The organism is Streptomyces sparsogenes subsp. cuspidosporus, from assembly GCF_039532705.1.
Taxonomy (GTDB): Bacteria; Actinomycetota; Actinomycetes; order Streptomycetales; family Streptomycetaceae; genus Streptomyces; species Streptomyces sparsogenes.
On the sequence record NZ_BAAASD010000021.1, the window covers coordinates 64,584 to 80,290 of the forward strand.

At 71.7% G+C, this 15,707-nt stretch carries 16 protein-coding genes; 6 read left to right on the plus strand and 10 right to left on the minus strand.

Annotation, left to right across the window (positions count from 1 at the left end; genetic code table 11):
• Positions 1-35: 35 nt before the first annotated feature.
• From ABFY07_RS23700 to ABFY07_RS23710, 3 genes are all read right to left on the minus strand, one after another.
• Positions 36-824 carry a helix-turn-helix domain-containing protein gene (locus ABFY07_RS23700; protein ID WP_428836996.1) on the minus strand — a complete coding sequence of 263 codons (789 nt, stop codon included), beginning with the start codon at positions 822-824 and terminating at the stop codon, positions 36-38.
• Positions 825-853: 29 nt separating this feature from the next.
• On the minus strand, positions 854-1,078 hold the full coding sequence (locus tag ABFY07_RS23705; protein WP_346176469.1) for a hypothetical protein: 225 nt from the start codon (positions 1,076-1,078) through the stop codon (positions 854-856).
• A 92-nt stretch (positions 1,079-1,170) separates the two neighbouring features.
• Positions 1,171-2,082 (minus strand): glutaminase, encoded by a 912-nt coding sequence (locus tag ABFY07_RS23710; RefSeq protein WP_346176470.1) that lies wholly within the window; start codon positions 2,080-2,082, stop codon positions 1,171-1,173.
• A gap of 166 nt (positions 2,083-2,248) precedes the next feature.
• On the opposite strand from ABFY07_RS23710, the gene ABFY07_RS23715 reads away from it, so the two are divergent.
• Positions 2,249-2,839: an N-acetylmuramoyl-L-alanine amidase gene (locus ABFY07_RS23715; RefSeq protein WP_346176424.1), complete on the plus strand. Its 591-nt coding sequence runs from the start codon at positions 2,249-2,251 to the stop codon at positions 2,837-2,839.
• Positions 2,840-2,849: 10 nt separating this feature from the next.
• On the opposite strand, the gene ABFY07_RS23720 is transcribed toward ABFY07_RS23715, so the two are convergent.
• Entirely contained in the window at positions 2,850-4,454 is a 1,605-nt protein-coding gene (locus tag ABFY07_RS23720; protein WP_346176425.1) for a Na+/H+ antiporter, read from the minus strand.
• Between the two features lie 48 nt (positions 4,455-4,502).
• On the opposite strand from ABFY07_RS23720, the gene ABFY07_RS23725 reads away from it, so the two are divergent.
• The 3 genes from ABFY07_RS23725 to ABFY07_RS23735 all read left to right on the plus strand — a co-directional run bounded on the left by ABFY07_RS23725 (position 4,503) and on the right by ABFY07_RS23735 (position 6,485).
• A complete protein-coding gene (locus tag ABFY07_RS23725) occupies positions 4,503-4,763 on the plus strand; it encodes a UBP-type zinc finger domain-containing protein (protein WP_065964304.1) in 261 nt (86 codons plus the stop codon).
• A 383-nt stretch (positions 4,764-5,146) separates the two neighbouring features.
• Positions 5,147-5,560 carry an ATP-binding protein gene (locus ABFY07_RS23730; RefSeq protein ID WP_014176550.1) on the plus strand — a complete coding sequence of 138 codons (414 nt, stop codon included), beginning with the start codon at positions 5,147-5,149 and terminating at the stop codon, positions 5,558-5,560.
• A 16-nt stretch (positions 5,561-5,576) separates the two neighbouring features.
• Positions 5,577-6,485 (plus strand): RNA polymerase sigma factor SigF, encoded by a 909-nt coding sequence (locus ABFY07_RS23735; protein ID WP_076970766.1) that lies wholly within the window; start codon positions 5,577-5,579, stop codon positions 6,483-6,485.
• 25 nt (positions 6,486-6,510) lie between these two features.
• Here ABFY07_RS23735 and ABFY07_RS23740 read toward each other — a convergent pair whose 3' ends face one another.
• Positions 6,511-6,981 carry a hypothetical protein gene (locus tag ABFY07_RS23740; RefSeq protein WP_346176471.1) on the minus strand — a complete coding sequence of 157 codons (471 nt, stop codon included), beginning with the start codon at positions 6,979-6,981 and terminating at the stop codon, positions 6,511-6,513.
• Positions 6,982-7,240: 259 nt separating this feature from the next.
• Between ABFY07_RS23740 and ABFY07_RS23745 the strand changes: the two genes are divergently transcribed.
• Both ABFY07_RS23745 and ABFY07_RS23750 read left to right on the plus strand, forming a co-directional pair.
• The gene (locus ABFY07_RS23745; protein ID WP_346176426.1) at positions 7,241-8,209 is read left to right on the plus strand and encodes a diacylglycerol/lipid kinase family protein; all 969 of its coding nucleotides are present in this window, start codon (positions 7,241-7,243) and stop codon (positions 8,207-8,209) included.
• A 318-nt stretch (positions 8,210-8,527) separates the two neighbouring features.
• Positions 8,528-8,785 carry a WhiB family transcriptional regulator gene (locus tag ABFY07_RS23750; protein ID WP_003953983.1) on the plus strand — a complete coding sequence of 86 codons (258 nt, stop codon included), beginning with the start codon at positions 8,528-8,530 and terminating at the stop codon, positions 8,783-8,785.
• Between the two features lie 321 nt (positions 8,786-9,106).
• Here the strand turns inward: ABFY07_RS23750 and ABFY07_RS23755 are convergent, their stop codons facing one another.
• The 5 genes from ABFY07_RS23755 to ABFY07_RS23775 all read right to left on the minus strand — a co-directional run bounded on the left by ABFY07_RS23755 (position 9,107) and on the right by ABFY07_RS23775 (position 15,706).
• Entirely contained in the window at positions 9,107-10,579 is a 1,473-nt protein-coding gene (locus ABFY07_RS23755) for a PAS domain-containing sensor histidine kinase (RefSeq protein ID WP_065964298.1), read from the minus strand.
• Between the two features lie 587 nt (positions 10,580-11,166).
• The gene (locus ABFY07_RS23760) at positions 11,167-12,237 is read right to left on the minus strand and encodes an SIS domain-containing protein (RefSeq protein WP_065964294.1); all 1,071 of its coding nucleotides are present in this window, start codon (positions 12,235-12,237) and stop codon (positions 11,167-11,169) included.
• A 64-nt stretch (positions 12,238-12,301) separates the two neighbouring features.
• On the minus strand, positions 12,302-13,870 hold the full coding sequence (locus tag ABFY07_RS23765) for a glycoside hydrolase family 3 protein (protein WP_346176427.1): 1,569 nt from the start codon (positions 13,868-13,870) through the stop codon (positions 12,302-12,304).
• 10 nt (positions 13,871-13,880) lie between these two features.
• Positions 13,881-14,711 carry a carbohydrate ABC transporter permease gene (locus tag ABFY07_RS23770; protein WP_346176428.1) on the minus strand — a complete coding sequence of 277 codons (831 nt, stop codon included), beginning with the start codon at positions 14,709-14,711 and terminating at the stop codon, positions 13,881-13,883.
• The gene (locus tag ABFY07_RS23775; RefSeq protein ID WP_346176429.1) at positions 14,708-15,706 is read right to left on the minus strand and encodes a carbohydrate ABC transporter permease; all 999 of its coding nucleotides are present in this window, start codon (positions 15,704-15,706) and stop codon (positions 14,708-14,710) included. The genes ABFY07_RS23770 and ABFY07_RS23775 overlap by 4 nt, the downstream gene beginning before the upstream one ends.
• Between the last annotated feature and the right edge of the window lies 1 nt (position 15,707).

The following is a 15,707-nucleotide window of genomic DNA, read 5'->3' on the forward strand; positions in this document are numbered from 1 at the left end:
CGGGCTGACGGGGCTGACGGGGCTGAACGCGGCCGCTACGCCAGCAGCCGGCCCAGCGGCACCCCGGTCAGCGCCTTGACCTCGCGCGCCAGGTGGGCCTGGTCGGCGTACCCGGCCAAGGCCGCGACCTCGGCGAAGGCGGTCCCCGCCCGCGCCTCGTCCAGTGCGCGGTTCAGCCGCAGGACCCGGGCCAGCGTCTTGGGGCCGTAGCCGAACGCGGCGAGCGACCGCCGGTGCAGCTGCCGCTGCCCGAGGCCCACCGCCGCGGCTACCTCCGCCACGCTCCGGCCTCGGGAGAGCCCCGCGAGGACCGCGCCGACCGCCGGGTCGGGCGGCTCCGCGCGGCGCAGCCGCTCCAGCGCGACGGCCTCCAGCGCCCGGCCCGGGCCGCCCGAGCGCCCGCCACCGCCCCGGCCCGGGACAGCGCCCTCGCCTGGGCCGGCGTCCCGGCCCGGGTCAGCGCCCTGACCCGGGTCAGCGCTCCGGGCGGCCTCCTCCGCCAGCCGCTCGGCGAGCCGCCGCACCTCCGCGCCCGGCCACAGCGCGGCCAGGGGCACCCGCTGGTCCCGCAGTTCGTACGCGGGCACACCGAGCACCGCCGGGCCGGTGCCGGGGGCGAACCGCAGCCCGATCCAGCGGGTGCCCGGCGGGCCCTGCGCGAGATGGGCCCGGGTGTCGGGGCCGGCCACGAACAGCGATCCGGCCGCGCCGCCGTCGCTCCCCGCGTCGCTCCAGATCACATCGGTGCAGCCGTCCGGCAGCACCCGCTGCGGCCCGGCCCCGGCGGTACGGGTCCACACCACCGCCCGGCCGCCCAGCGGCAGCGATCCCCACTCCTGGTACAGCACCTCGTTCAGGGCACCTCGCGCAGATACATCGCGCCACAGGAATGGCAGAAGGGCACCGAGTCGTCCGTGGCCCAGATCTCCGCCGGCCGCGTCTCCGCGTCCGGGTCCAGCTCGCGCCCGCACATCGCGGTCGTGCCGCTGCCGCGGACCATGTGCCAGATCTTCACCGGCGCGCCCGCCACCCGCCCCGAGCTGCCCTCCTCGTACTCGGCGCGCATCTCGTGCTGCATGCCGTACACCTCCTGCTCCTCCATGGTCCCGCCCGCCCCGACCGGGCGCCACCGGGGCCCGGGTCCGTAAGTCGCCGGAAGGCGGGGCGCGGCTAGAACACCGACCAGCCGGTCAGCGTCGTGAAGTGGTCCAGGGCCGCCAGCCCGGCCACCGAGTTGCCGCGCGCGTCGAGTCCCGGGCTCCAGACGCACAGCGTGCAGCGGCCCGGTATCACCGCGACGATGCCGCCGCCGACGCCGCTCTTGCCGGGCAGGCCGACGCGGTAGGCGAAGTCGCCCGCGGCGTCGTACGTGCCGCAGGTGAGCATGACCGCGTTGATCCGCTTGGCCTGGCGCGGGGACAGCAGCCGGGAGCCGTCCGCGCGCAGCCCGTGGCGGGCCAGGAAGCCGCCGGCCAGGGCCAGGTCGCGGCAGCTCATCTCGATCGAGCACTGCCAGAAGTAGTGCTCCAGGACGGTGGGGACGGGGTTGTCGAGGTTGCCGTAGCTCGCCATGAAGTGCGCGAGGGCGGCGTTGCGGTCGCCGTGCTCGGACTCGGAGGCGGCGACGACCTGGTCGAAGGCGACGTCGGGGTTGCCGCTCTCGGCGCGCAGGAACTCCAGCATGGTGGTGCTGGCGTCGCCGGTCAGGGTCTGCAGCCGGTCGGTGACGACCAGGGCGCCGGCGTTGATGAACGGGTTGCGGGGGATGCCGTTCTCGTACTCCAGCTGCACCAGGGAGTTGAACGGGTTGCCCGAGGGCTCCCGGCCGACCCGCCGCCAGATCCGCTCGCCGTCCTGTTCGAGGACGAGCGCGAGGCTGAACGCCTTGGAGATGCTCTGCACGGAGAACGGGACCTCCCAGTCGCCGACGCCGGTCACCGTGCCGTCCGCGTCGGCGAGGGCGATGCCGAACCGGCGCGGGTCCACCGAGGCCAGCGCGGGGATGTACTGGGCCGGCTCACCCTGTCCGATCTGTGGTGCGACGTGGGCCGCGACCTCCTCCAGCAAAGACTGGTAGTCCATGGTGCCGTGCTTCTCCTGCGCGTCGTCGAGCGGATCGAACGCACCATAACCGGAGCGCGTCATAACGCTTGCACCAGGGATTCATCACCGACTGTTCTGATGGGTATGCAGGGGGTGACAGTCGGGCCGCGGTGGGCGGCCCCGCACGACGCGAACGGAGGCGGCCATGGCATCACCCATGTCCGCGGAGGACTTTCTGGCGGCCCTGCGGCGGGAGGGCCTGCGGGTGGTGGAGGTCGGGGACTGGCGGCACCACAACAGGAATCACAAGGGTCCCTGGGGCGAGGTGCACGGCGTGATGATCCACCACACGGTCACCTCCGGCACCGATCTGACCGTGCAGATCTGCCGGGACGGCTTCGAGGGGCTGCCCGGCCCGCTGTGCCACGGCGTGATCGCCAAGGACGGCGGTGTCCACCTGGTCGGGTACGGCCGGGCCAACCACGCGGGGCTCGGCGACGACGACGTGCTGCGCGCCGTGATCGCGGAGAAGGCCCTGCCGCCGGCCAACGAGGCGAACACCGACGGCAACCGCCATTTCTACGGCTTCGAGTGCGAAAACCTCGGGGACGGGCAGGACCCCTGGCCGGCGGCCCAGCTGGAGGCGATCGAGCGGGCCGCGGCGGCGATCTGCCGCCATCACGGCTGGACCGAGCGCTCGGTGATCGGCCATCTCGAATGGCAGCCGGGCAAGACGGACCCGCGCGGCTTCACCATGGCCTCCATGCGCGCCCGCATCCACGAGCGGCTGAAGTGACCGGCGGCCCTCATCCGTCCGCGCTCTCCTCGCGGTAGGCCGCCGCCTCCTCCAGGTCCAGCCTGCGCAGCAGCGTCCGCAGCATCTCGTCGTCGATCCGCCGGGCGTCGCGCAGCCTCACGAACACCTCCCGCTCGGCGCTGATCACCTCGCGGGCCAGCCTGCGGTAGATGTCGTCGGCCGACTCCCCCGTCGCCTCGCTCACCCCGCCCAGCCGCTCCCACACCGCGTTGCGCCGCCGCTCCAGGACCGTGCGCAGCCGGTCGGCGAGCGGCTGGGGCAGGGTGTTGCGCTCGTCGGCGAGGAGTTCTTCGAGCCGGGACTCGGCGGCTCGCGACGCCTCGTTCTGCGCCTGCGCCTCCACCAGGGTCTCGGCCTGGGCGTCCCGGCCGGGCAGCGGCAGCCGGCGGATCAGCGGGGGCAGGGTGAGCCCTTGGATGACGAGGGTGCCGATGACGGTGGTGAAGGTCAGGAAGAGGACGAGGTTGCGGGAGGGGAAGGGGTGTCCGCCGTGGACGGTCGCCGGGATGGAGAAGGCGATGGCCAGCGAGACCACGCCGCGCATCCCGGCCCAGCCGACGACGACCGGCGCGGTCCAGTCGGTCTCCGGTTCCCGCTCGCGGACCCGGCGGGACAGCGCCCGGGGCAGGAAGGTCGCGGGGAAGACCCAGAGGAAGCGCACGCCGACGACGACGAGGAAGAGCATGACCGCGTACCAGGCCGCCTCGCCGGCCCCGTACTCCCCCAGGCCCCGCAGCACGACCGGCAGCTGCAGTCCGATCAGCGCGAACACCGCGGACTCCAGCACGAAGGCGATCATCTTCCACACCGCCGACTCCTGGAGCCTGGTGGCGAAGTCCACCTGCCAGGAGTGGTGCCCGAGGTAGAGGCCGACGACGACGACCGCCAGCACGCCCGAGGCGTGGACCTGCTCGGCCGCCCCGTAGGCGACGAAGGGGATGAGCAGCGAGAGGGTGTTCTGCAGCAGGGGGTCGCGCAGGTGGGTGCGCAGCCAGTGCAGCGGCACCATGAGGATGAGGCCGACGCCGACGCCGCCGATGGCGGCGATGGCGAACTCCCGCAGGCCTCCGCCCCAGGTCGCCCCCGCGCCCACCGCCGCGGCGAGCGCCACCTTGTAGGCGGTGATCGCGGTGGCGTCGTTGACCAGGGACTCGCCCTGGAGGACGGTGGTCAGCCGGGAGGGCAGGCCGACCCGCCGGGCGATGGCCGTGGCCGCCACCGCGTCCGGCGGGGCGATGACCGCGCCGAGGACGAGCGCGGCGGTCAGCGGGAGGCCCGGGATCAGCAGATAGGCGATCCAGCCGACGGCGAGCGTCGCGAAGAGCACATACCCGATCGACAGCAGGGCGACGGGGCGGAGGTTGGCGCGCAGGTCCAGGTACGAGCTCTCCAGCGCGGCCGTGTGCAGCAGGGGCGGCAGTACGAGCGGCAGCACGATGTGCGGGTCGAGCGTGTACTCGGGCACCCCGGGCACGTACGAGGCGACCAGCCCGGCGGCGACCAGCAGCAGCGGGGCGGGCACCGGTGTGCGGCGGGCCGCGCCCGCGACGGCCGCGCTGCCCGCGACCAGCACCAACAGTGGCAATACGTCCATGAGCCCGGCCCGTCCCCGATAGTGTCTCGTCGGTTTAGTCTGGCAATCATGAACGAGTGTCCGCATGTTCCCGAGCTGCCGGTGCCCGAGCCGGAGCCGCGGTACGACACCTGCCCGGAGTGCCTTTCCGCCGACAGCCATCCGGTGCAGTTGCGGCTGTGTCTGTCCTGCGGCCACATCGGCTGTTGCGACTCTTCGCCGTTCCAGCACGCCACCGAGCACTTCAAGGAGACCGGACACCCCGTGATGCGCAGCTTCGAGCCGGGGGAGGCCTGGCGCTGGTGCTATGTGGACCAGATGATCGTATAAGAACTGCCGCGCGGTGGGTGCGGCCCGCTAGCCTTCAGCAAGTGATCCGAGAAGCGCCGCCACAAGCGGGGAGAGGGGCGGAGAGGAGCCATGTCACCAGCGGTTCCCGCAACGAAGCGACATCTCTTTCGAATTGAGACCGCAAACCTATAGCCACTGTGCGTACTCATGTGCTTACACTGAGTGATATCGCGGACCTTCGGGTCGGCGTTCACCCATGACGGGGGCCGTGCTTCGTCCGGGCGACACCGAACCGCAGATCGCGATAGCGTCGCAGCCGAACCACGTGCCGCGCCGGTCCGTTACCCCCTCCACCATAAGGGCTCGCGACCGGCGCTCCAATCAGCTCAGCTCAATCAGCTTGTGTCACCTTGGAGGTGAGGGTGTCCCAGATCGCAGGCGAGCCCGGGACCCAGGACTTCGTAGAAGTCCGGCTGCCCGCTGAGGGTGCCTACCTGTCGGTGCTGCGGACGGCCACGGCCGGCCTCGCAGCCCGCTTGGACTTCACCCTCGACGAGATCGAGGATCTGCGCATCGCGGTCGACGAGGCGTGCGCGATCCTGCTGCAGCAAGCCGTGCCCGGCAGTGTGCTGAGCTGCGTCTTCCGCCTGATCGACGACGCGCTGCAGGTGACCGTCTCGGCTCCGACCACCGACGGACGCGCCCCCGAGCGCGACACCTTCGCCTGGACAGTGCTCTCCGCGCTCGCCGGCAAGGTCGACTCGACCGTCGCCGAGGACCGCGCGGTCAGTATCAGCCTGTACAAGGAGCGCGGCGCCGGCCCCGGACAGCCGTGACGGAAAGGGGGGCTCCGTGAGCACCGCATCATCGCGGGGAGTGCGTACCCCGGCCATCCCGCACCCGCAGGCCCGACCGCATCCCGCGGACCCGGAGCCGGCAGGAGACCGATCAGAGCGGGCGGACCACATGGATCAGCATCAGCACGAGCGGCACGAGCGGCTCGATCCGCACGACCGCAGCGGAGCGCGGGCGATGTTCGTCGAGCTGCGGCGGCTGCCGGAGGGCTCCGCGGAGCGCGCCGAGCTGCGCAACAACCTCGTGCGGATGCATCTGCCGCTGGTGGAGCACCTGGCGCGGCGCTTCCGCAACCGCGGCGAGCCGCTGGACGACCTCACCCAGGTCGCCACCATCGGGTTGATCAAGTCCGTGGACCGGTTCGACCCGGACCGCGGTGTGGAGTTCTCCACTTATGCGACGCCGACGGTCGTCGGCGAGATCAAGCGGCACTTCCGTGACAAGGGATGGGCGGTGCGGGTCCCGCGGCGGCTGCAGGAGCTGCGGCTCTCGCTGACCACGGCCACCGCCGAGCTCTCCCAGCGGCACGGCCGCGCCCCCACGGTCCACGAGCTGGCCGAGCATCTGTCCATCTCCGAGGAGGAGGTGCTGGAGGGCCTGGAGTCGGCCAACGCGTACTCCACGCTGTCCCTGGACGTGCCGGACACGGACGACGAGTCCCCGGCGGTCGCGGACACGCTCGGCGCGGAGGACGAGGCCCTGGAGGGCGTCGAGTACCGGGAGTCGCTCAAACCGCTGCTGGAGGATCTGCCGCCGCGCGAGAAGAAGATCCTGCTGCTGCGCTTCTTCGGCAATATGACCCAGTCGCAGATCGCGCAGGAGGTCGGCATCTCTCAGATGCACGTCTCGCGGCTGTTGGCCCGCACCCTCGCGCAGCTGCGGGAGCGGCTGCTGGTGGAGGAGTAGAAGAAGGGGTAGCGGAGCCGGGGGATCAGGCGTCGCGCGGGCCGATGCCCAGCGCCTCCGTCGCCGTCGGGTTGATCAGCAGCGCCAGGACGGCGAGGGCCGCCACGGCGGTGGCCACCCCGACGGCGATCAGCCCGCCGCCGTTGCTCACCAGGGTCCAGGCCACGGGCAGCGCCATGAGCTGAGTGATCATCGCGGGCCCGCGGCTCCACCGCCGGCGCAGCCACAGCCCGCGCGCCGCGGCCAGCGGCAGGGCGGCCAGCGCCAGCACGGTCACCCCGAGCATCTCGGCCTGCCGCGGGCTGTCCGGGTCCCCGGTTACCCCCATGACCAGCACATACACCCCCATGCCGACCAGCACCGCGGCCTCCACGGCGGCGAGCACCGCGGCCGCGGTCAGCCGGGTCGGCCGGGGGCCGGCCGGGACGGCGTCGGCGGCGGCCTGCGAGGCCGCCTTGGCCTGCGCCGCCTTGCCCGTCGTCTTGCCCGTTGCCATGGCCGTCGTCTTGCCCGTGGTCGCCTTGGGAGCGGTCTGGGGAGTCGGCTTCGCCTTGGCGGCCGGCTTTCCCTGGGCGGCCGTCTTCGCGGCCCGCGCGGGCCGTGCCTTCTTGGCGGGGGCGGACTTCTTACTGCTCACCCCAGCAGCCTAGCCGCAGCCGACGCGATCCCGGGCAGGGTCGCGGCCGGACAGGACCGGAGCGGGGCCGGGGGCCGGGATTGTGGGCGGTTCACTACGAGTGGGTAGGCTGCTTCGCATGCGCGCGCTCATCGTGGTCAATCCGGCAGCAACCACCACCAGTGCCCGCACCCGCGACGTCCTGATCCACGCCCTCGCCAGCGATCTGAAGCTGGACGTGGCGACCACGGAGTACCGGGGGCACGCCCGCGACCTGGCCCGGCGGGCCGCGGAGGGGGGCACACACGAACTGGTCGTCGCCCTCGGCGGGGACGGCACGGTCAACGAGGTGGTCAACGGGCTGCTGCACCACGGCCCCGATCCGGACGCGCTCCCCCGTCTGGCCGTCGTCCCGGGCGGTTCCACCAATGTCTTCGCCCGCGCCCTCGGCCTGCCCAACGATGTGGTGGAGGCCACCGGCGCCCTGCTGGACGCGCTGCGGGACGGCACCGAGCGCACCGTGGGCCTCGGGATCGCGGCGGGCACCCCGGGCACCGCGGACGAGTCGGTTCCCGCCCGCTGGTTCACCTTCTGCGCGGGCTTCGGCTTCGACGCGGGCGTGGTCGGCCGGGTCGAACAACAGCGCGAACGCGGCAAACGTTCGACCCACGCGCTTTATATACGCCAGGTGATGCGCCAGTTCCTCAGCGAGCCGAACCGCAGGGACGGGACCATCACCCTCCAGCGCCCCGGCGAGGACCCCGTCGAACAGCTCGTGGTGTCCATCGTCTGCAACACCGCCCCGTGGACGTATCTGGGCAACCGCCCGATCTACGCCCTGCCGGACGCGTCCTTCGACACCGCCCTTGACGTGCTGGGACTCTCCAAACTGTCCACCTCGGCGGCCACCCGCTACGTGTCCCAGCTGCTGACTTCCAGCCCCGAACGGGGGCCCCGCGGCAAGCACGCCGTCTCCCTGCACGACCTGACGGACTTCACCTTGCAATCGCAGGCGCCACTGCCGTTTCAGATGGACGGTGACCACCTGGGACTGCGTACGAGCGTGACGTTCACAGGCGTACGCCGTGCACTGCGTGTGATTGTGTGAGTGAGACCGCAAAAAGTCCTTCCAGTCGAACGTTTAGCCTGGCTTCCACCCAACGGAAGTAGGGCTGTGACAGAGCCGACACCAAGGAATCAAAAAAAACTTTCCGGAAGGGGTTGTATCCGCCGCCGAGGTTTGCGAGTCTCTTCTTGGCGATCGGGACGGCCCCCAGAAGGGCCCCCTTGAGAGCCCGAATCCCCCTCCTCATTCCATGGGACCAACCAGCCCCAACTGGTCGACGTCCCTACTGCTGTCGGGGGGTTCGTGAAAGCGTTCACATTCACAAGCAACCTTTCCGCAACACGAGGAGATGGAGCAGCCATGGACTGGCGTCACAACGCCGTTTGCCGCGAGGAAGACCCCGAGCTGTTCTTCCCCATCGGCAACACCGGTCCTGCGCTGCTGCAGATCGAGGAAGCCAAGGCCGTCTGCCGCCGCTGCCCCGTGATGGAGCAGTGCCTGCAGTGGGCGCTCGAGTCCGGCCAGGACTCCGGCGTCTGGGGTGGACTCAGCGAGGACGAGCGCCGCGCCATGAAGCGCCGTGCCGCTCGCAACCGGGCACGCAACGCCAGCGCCTGACGCCCCCACCCCGTGGCCCCCGAGCCGCAGCGCGCAGTAACCCCGATGCGCACAGCAACGTGAGCTTTGAGCCCCGGACCGGAAACGGTCCGGGGCTCAGTGCTGTGCGCGGCGCGTGAACTGTGCACGCTGTGTGAATTGTGCACGCTGTGTGAATGTGCGCGGAGTGTGAGCCTGCTCCTAGGTGAATCTGCTCGTATGTGCCTCTGCGCGTAAGGGTGTCTGCCCGTAGGGGCGTCTGCTCGGTATGTGAGACGGTGCTCAGTATGTGAGCGGTGTGCTCAAGGTCTCACCCCGGGATTCCCGGGGCACCGGCCCGGGTCAGTGCTTCTTCTCGGCCCGTACGGGGATGTCCAGGACGACACGGGTGCCGCGCTCGGGCGCGGGCACCATGTCGAACCTCCCGCCCAGCTCCCCCTCCACCAGCGTGCGCACGATCTGCAGCCCGAGGTTGCCCGCCCGCTGCGGGTCGAACCCCTCCGGCAGCCCGCGCCCGTCGTCCTGGACGGTGACCAGCAGCCGCCCGTCCGCGCCGGTGCCGCTGCGCACCGCCGCCACCTCGACGGTGCCCATCTCCCCCGGCCCGAAGCCGTGTTCCAGGGCGTTCTGCAACACCTCGGTCAGCACCATGGACAGCGGGGTGGCCACCTCGGCCTCCAGGATCCCGAAGCGGCCGGTGCGCCGGCCGGTGACCTTGCCCGGGGATATCTCGGCGACCATGGCCAGGACCCGGTCGGCTATGTCGTCGAACTCGACCCGCTCGTCCAGGTTCTGGGACAGGGTCTCGTGCACGATCGCGATCGAGCCGACCCTGCGCACCGCCTCGTTGAGCGCCTCCCTGCCCTGGTCGGAATCCATCCGGCGGGCCTGGAGGCGCAGCAGGGCGGCCACGGTCTGGAGGTTGTTCTTCACCCGGTGGTGGATCTCCCGGATGGTGGCGTCCTTGGTGATCAGCTCCCGCTCGCGGCGCCGCAGCTCGGTGACGTCCCGCAGGAGGACCAGCGAACCGATGTGGGTGCCCTTGGGCTTGAGCGGGATGGCCCGGAGCTGGATGACCCCCTCGTTGCCCTCCACCTCGAACTCCCGGGGCGCCCAGCCACTCGCCAGCTTGACCAGCGCCTCGTCCACCGGCCCGCGCACGGGGGCGAGTTCGGCGGTGGTCTGGCCGAGGTGGCAGCCGACCAGGTCGGCGGCCAGGCCGAGTCGGTGGTATGCGGACAGGGCGTTGGGGCTGGCGTACTGGACGACGCCGTCCGCGTCGAGCCGGATCAGGCCGTCGCCCGCGCGGGGCGAGGCGTCCATGTCGACCTGCTGCTCGGGGAAGGGAAACGATCCGGCAGCGATCATCTGGGCGAGGTCGGAGGCGGACTGGAGGTAGGTGAGCTCCAGCCGGCTGGGGGTCCGTACGGTCAGCAGGTTGGTGTTGCGGGCGATCACGCCGAGCACCCGGCCCTCGCGCCGGACCGGGATGGACTCCACCCGGACCGGGACCTCCTCCCGCCACTCGGGGTCGCCCTCGCGGACGATACGGCCCTCGTCGAGGGCGGCGTCGAGCATCGGGCGGCGGCCGCGCGGGGCGAGATGGCCGACCATGTCGTCCTGGTAGGAGGTGGGGCCGGTGTTGGGGCGCATCTGTGCCACCGACACGTAGCGGGTGCCGTCGCGGGTGGGGACCCACAGGACGAGGTCGGCGAAGGACAGGTCGGAGAGCAGCTGCCACTCCGATACCAGCAGGTGGAGCCACTCGAGGTCGGAGTCGCTGAGCGCGGTGTGCTGGCGTACGAGGTCGTTCATGGAGGGCACGTTGTGAGCCTACCCGGACGGGGGTTTTCAGCCTTTCCCCACGGATCCGTGGACAGCCGATACTGGTCTAGTCCAGAATGGGGCGCACTGCGATCTTCCGCTCTCCCCGCACAGGAGGGTGGATCGAGGCACACGGCGCGCTCTGCCCTGACCGCGACGGGGGCCTCAGGTCGGCCGATAGCGGCCGATGCAACTCCGGGCTGCGGTGCCGGGTGGGTTGAGGGTCCCGCCCTGGCGCCGCGGCCCGCGGGTGCCTGTTTTCTTTGCCGCCCTCGCACTGCTCGGCCCCGGGGGGCCTCCCAGGCTTCGGGCGGCTGGCCGGCCTCCGACCGGCGTCCTCTCCCCCATCGTCGTGAACAGACCTCCGCGTGCCAAGCAGAAGGCTCCCGCGCTTCGCGGGGAAGCGCGGGAGCCCGGTGGGGGGTGGCGGCCCTTGAGCAGGGGCTCAGCGGGTCTCGGTGCCCTTCGCCAGGGCCCTGGGCGCGACCAAGCCCAGATGGCCGCCCTCGCATTGCTCGGCCCCGGGGGGGGCCTCCCAAGCTTCGGGCGGCCGGCCGGCCTCCGACCGGCGCCGTCGCTCAGCGGGTCTCGGTGACCTTCGCCAGAGCCCTGGGCGCGTCCGGGTCCTGGCCGCGGGCGATGGTCACCTCGTAGGCGAGCATCTGCAGCGGGAGGATCTCCAGGATCGGCTGGACCTCCTCGGCCACGCCGTCCGTGGGGAGCGCGAAGCCCGCCGAGGCCTTGTCGACCTCGGCCTGGGTGCCGATGACGACCAGGTCCGCGCCGCGGCCGCGCAGCCGCTCCAGGACCGGCTGGAGCGCCTCGCCGCCCTTGCCCTCGGTGACGATCGCGATGACCGGGGAGATGTTGTCGACCATGGCGAGCGGGCCGTGCAGCAGGTCGGCGCCGGAGTAGGACAGGGCGGGGATGTAGCTGGTCTCCATCAGCTTCAGCGCCGCCTCCTTGGCCGTCGGGTAGCCATAGCCGCGCGAGGTGATGACCATGCGCTCGGCGAAGCGGTAGCGGCCGGCGAGCTGCTTGACCTCGTCCTGGCGGTCCAGGATCTGCTGGGCCAGCTCGGGGAGGGCCTTGGCGGCCGCGCCGTCGCCGCCGCGGAGGCCCTCGACGAAGAGGTAGAGGGCGAGCAGCTCGGCGGTGTAGGTCTTGGTCGCGGGGAGCGCGTTCTCCGGGCCGGCCAGCACGTCGATGTGGAACTCGGAGACGGCGGCGAGCGGGGAGCCGGGGTTGTTGGTGACCGCGAGGGTGATCGCGCCGGCCTCGCGGGCGGCCTGGGTGGAGGCGACCAGGTCCGGGGAGCCGCCGGACTGGCTGACCGTGATCACGAGGACGTCGGTCAGGTCCTGCTTCGCCCCGTACGCGGTGGTGGTGGACATGGAGGTGAGGCCACACGGCTTGCCCAGCACCACCTCGAGCAGGTACTTGGCGTACAGCGCCGCGTTGTCGGACGTGCCCCGGGCGGTGAGGAGCACGAAGCGCGGGTTGCGGGCGGCGATCCGCTCGGCGGTCTCGCGGATCCGGGGCGCGCCCTCGTCGAGGATCCGGCGCAGCACCGCGGGCTGCTCGGCCATCTCCCCGGACATGATCCGGCCCGGCTGGTCGCTGTGCTGGGCCGGAGTCGTGGCGGACATGCTGGGTGCCTCCAGTTGGCTGTGCTGTGCCGGCCCGCGGTGCGGGACGAGCTGGGCGGTGGTGTCATCCCCCGGCCACGCCGCCGGTGATGACCTCCGCGGCGGCCAGCCCGCAGACCCGGGCGGCGCCGTGAGTCGCGATGTGCAGCGCTCCGCTCGGCGGTGCCTGGGGCACGCCCATCTCGACGACGACCGTGTCCGGCCGCGCGGCGAGCAGGGCGTCCAGGGCATCGGCCATCCAGGCGTGGCGGTGGACGTCGCGTACCACTGCGACGATCCTACGGTCCGCCGCGTCCGCGAGTACATTTGCGATCAATGCGGGCGCACCTCCGGCTCCGGGCGCACCCCCGTCACCCTGCATGTCCTCGCTGCCGTACGTGGCGGTGGCGGTGCCCGGGAGCAGCCGGGCGAGTTCGGCGGCGACGCCCCAGGGGGTCTCGTCACCGACGGCGATGTTGGCGACGGGGGTGAAGGCGGCGACGAACGCGGGCCCGGTGGGCGGCTGGTAGGGCTGGGCGCCGACGGTGATCCGCAGCGCGCGGCGGGCGGCGCGCAGCCCTGCCTCGGGGGCGGGTGCGATCCCCTCCGCCGCACCCGGCCCCCGGGCGTGGCGCGCCCAGTCGCCCAGGGCGCGCACCCGTGCCGCGGCGTCGGCGAGCCGGGCCTCGGGGAGTTCGCCGGCCCGCACGGCGGCGACCAGCGCGTCGCGCAGCCGCAGCACGGTGTCCTCGTCGGCGAGTCCGCCGCCGACGCAGATGGCGTCGGCGCCGGCGGCGATGGCGAGCACGCTGCCGCGCTCGATGCCGTACGCGGCGGAGATGGCCCGCATCTCCATGCCGTCGGTGACGACGAGCCCTTCGAAGCCGAGGCCGCCTTCGGTGACGGGGGCGCGCAGCAGGCCGTGGAGGGCGGCGGGGCTGAGGGTGGCGGGCCGGGCGGGGTCGAGGGCGGGCAGCAGGATGTGGGCGCTCATCACGGCCTTGGTGCCGGCGGCCACTGCGGCCCGGAAGGGGACCAGTTCGCGGGTGGTGAGGGTGTCGAGGTCGGCGTCGATGCGGGGCAGGGCGTGGTGGGAGTCGACGGCGGTGTCGCCGTGGCCGGGGAAGTGCTTGGTGCAGGCGGCGACCCCGGCGGCCTGGAGGCCCCGGACGTACGCGGCGGTGTGGCGGGCCACGAGGTGCGGGTCGGCGCCGAAGGAGCGTACGCCGATGACCGGGTTGTCGGGGTTGGAGTTGACGTCGGCGGACGGGGCCCAGTTGAGGTTGACCCCGCATTCGGCGAGCCGGCGGCCCAGTTCGCGGGCGACGGTCTGGGTGAGGGCGGTGTCGTCGACGGCGCCGAGCGCCAGGTTGCCGGGGAAGGAGGAGCCGGTGCGCACCTCCATCCGGGTGACGTCGCCGCCCTCCTCGTCGATGGCGACGAGGACGTCGGCGCGCTCGGCCCGCAGCTGGGCGGTGAGGGCGGCGAGCTGCTCGGGTGAGGTGATGTTGCGGCCGAAGAGGCCGACGGAGGCGAGCCCCTCGCCGAGCCGCCGCAGCAGCCAGTCGGGGGCGGTGGTGCCGGTGAAGCCGGGCTGCAGAACGGCGAGGGCGTCCCTGGTGAGGGTGTCCGAGCCGCGTGCGAGGGTCGTCATGGGAAAAGGATCATCCCTTCACAGCGCCGGAAGTGAGACCACCGACCGCCTTGCGTTGCAGGAACAGGAAGAGGAGCAGGATGGGGACGGCGAAGAGCGAGGCGGCCGCCATGGTGGCGCCCCAGTCGTCGCCGAAGACCGTCTGGAAGCTGGACAGCCACAGCGGGAGCGTCTGGGCCTCGGCGTCCTTGTTCAGAATGAGGACGAGCGGGAATTCGTTCCAGGCGGTGATGAAGCCGAACAGCGAGGTGGCCATCAGCCCGGGCGCCAGCAGCGGGAAGATCACCTTCAGGAACGCCTGCGGCCGGGTGCAGCCGTCGACCATCGCCGACTCCTCCAGTTCCCTGGGCACGGCGGCCACGAAGGTGCGGAGGGTGAGGACGGTGAACGGCAGCACCATGACCGTGTAGAAGAGGGTCATCGGGACCAGGCTGTTCAGCATCTCCCCATCGCGGACGATCATGTAGATCGCGATCGTCATGACCTCCCAGGGCGCCATCTGGGCGATCATGAAGACCACCACGAAGCCGCGGCGCCCCTTGAACCGCATCCGGGCGAGGGCGAAGGACGCGAGGAGCGCGATCGCCAGCGAGAGCCCCACCGCCGAGACGGTCACGGTGAAGGAGTTCCCCACCAGGGTCCAGAAGTGGCTGGCGTCCATGGCCGTCCGGAAGTGCTCCCAGGTGGCGTCGGTCGGGAACCAGACAGGGTCCTCGGAGACGATGTCCGAGGTCGGCTTGAAGGCCGTGCTGAACATCCAGTAGACGGGGAAGGCGAAGACCCCGAAGAGGATGACCGCCGTCGCGCCCGGCCACAGCCGTCCGGCCACGGAGCGTTTCACTCGTCCTCCTCATGCTTGAGCACGATCCGAAGGTAGTAGGAGGTCAGGGTCAGCAGGATCACGATGGTCAGCAGCGAGATCGCCGCGCCCATCCCGTAGTGCTGGTTGCCCACGCCCTCGACGAAGGCGTAGACGGGCAGGGTCTCGGTCAGCCGGTCGGGGCCGCCCTCGTTGATCACGAAGACCTGGGGGAAGGCCCGGAAGACCCAGATCACCTCGAGGAAGACGGTCGCGAGCAGGAACGGCTTGAGGAAGGGCAGGGTCACGGAGGTGAAGCGGCGCCAGCCGCCGGCGCCGTCCAGGGCCGCCGCCTCGTACAGCTCGGCGGGGATCGTGGTGGTGGCCGCGTAGAGGTTGATCGCCACGAAGGGGATCGACTGCCAGACGATCAGTACGGTGATGACGAAGAAGGTCGAGAACTGGCCGCCGGTCCAGTTGTAGTCGGCCATCGAGTGCCAGCCGAGCTTGTCCAGGACCCAGTTGACCACCCCGAAACGGGAGGCGAAGAGCCACTGGAAGACGGTGGTGACCGCGATGACCGGCATGGCCCAGGCCAGCACCAGCCCGGTCGACAGCAGCAGCCGCATCTTCTTTCCGAGCCGCGCCAGCAGCAGCCCGATCAGGGTCCCCAGCACCATGATCAGGGCGACGTTGACGGCCGTGAAGACCACCGATCTGACCGTGACCCGCCAGAAGTCCTCGCTGGTCAGCGCCTCGCGGTAGTTCTCGACGCCGTTCCACTCGGTGAGGTGCTGGATCAGCTGGCGCATGTTGAGGTTCTGGAACGACAGCATGCCGTCCTTCACCAGCGGCCAGCCCAGCAGCACCGCGGTGAACGCCAGCGCGGGCAGGAGCAGCAGATAGGGCGCGGCGCCGGTGAGCCGGCCGCGCCCCGGGGCCGCCCCCCGCCCGGTACGGGTGGGGGGTGCCGGGCGGCCGGGGACCCCGGCCCCCGCCGGGCGGCCGGGGTCCTTGCGTGTGGTCGCTACCGCCATG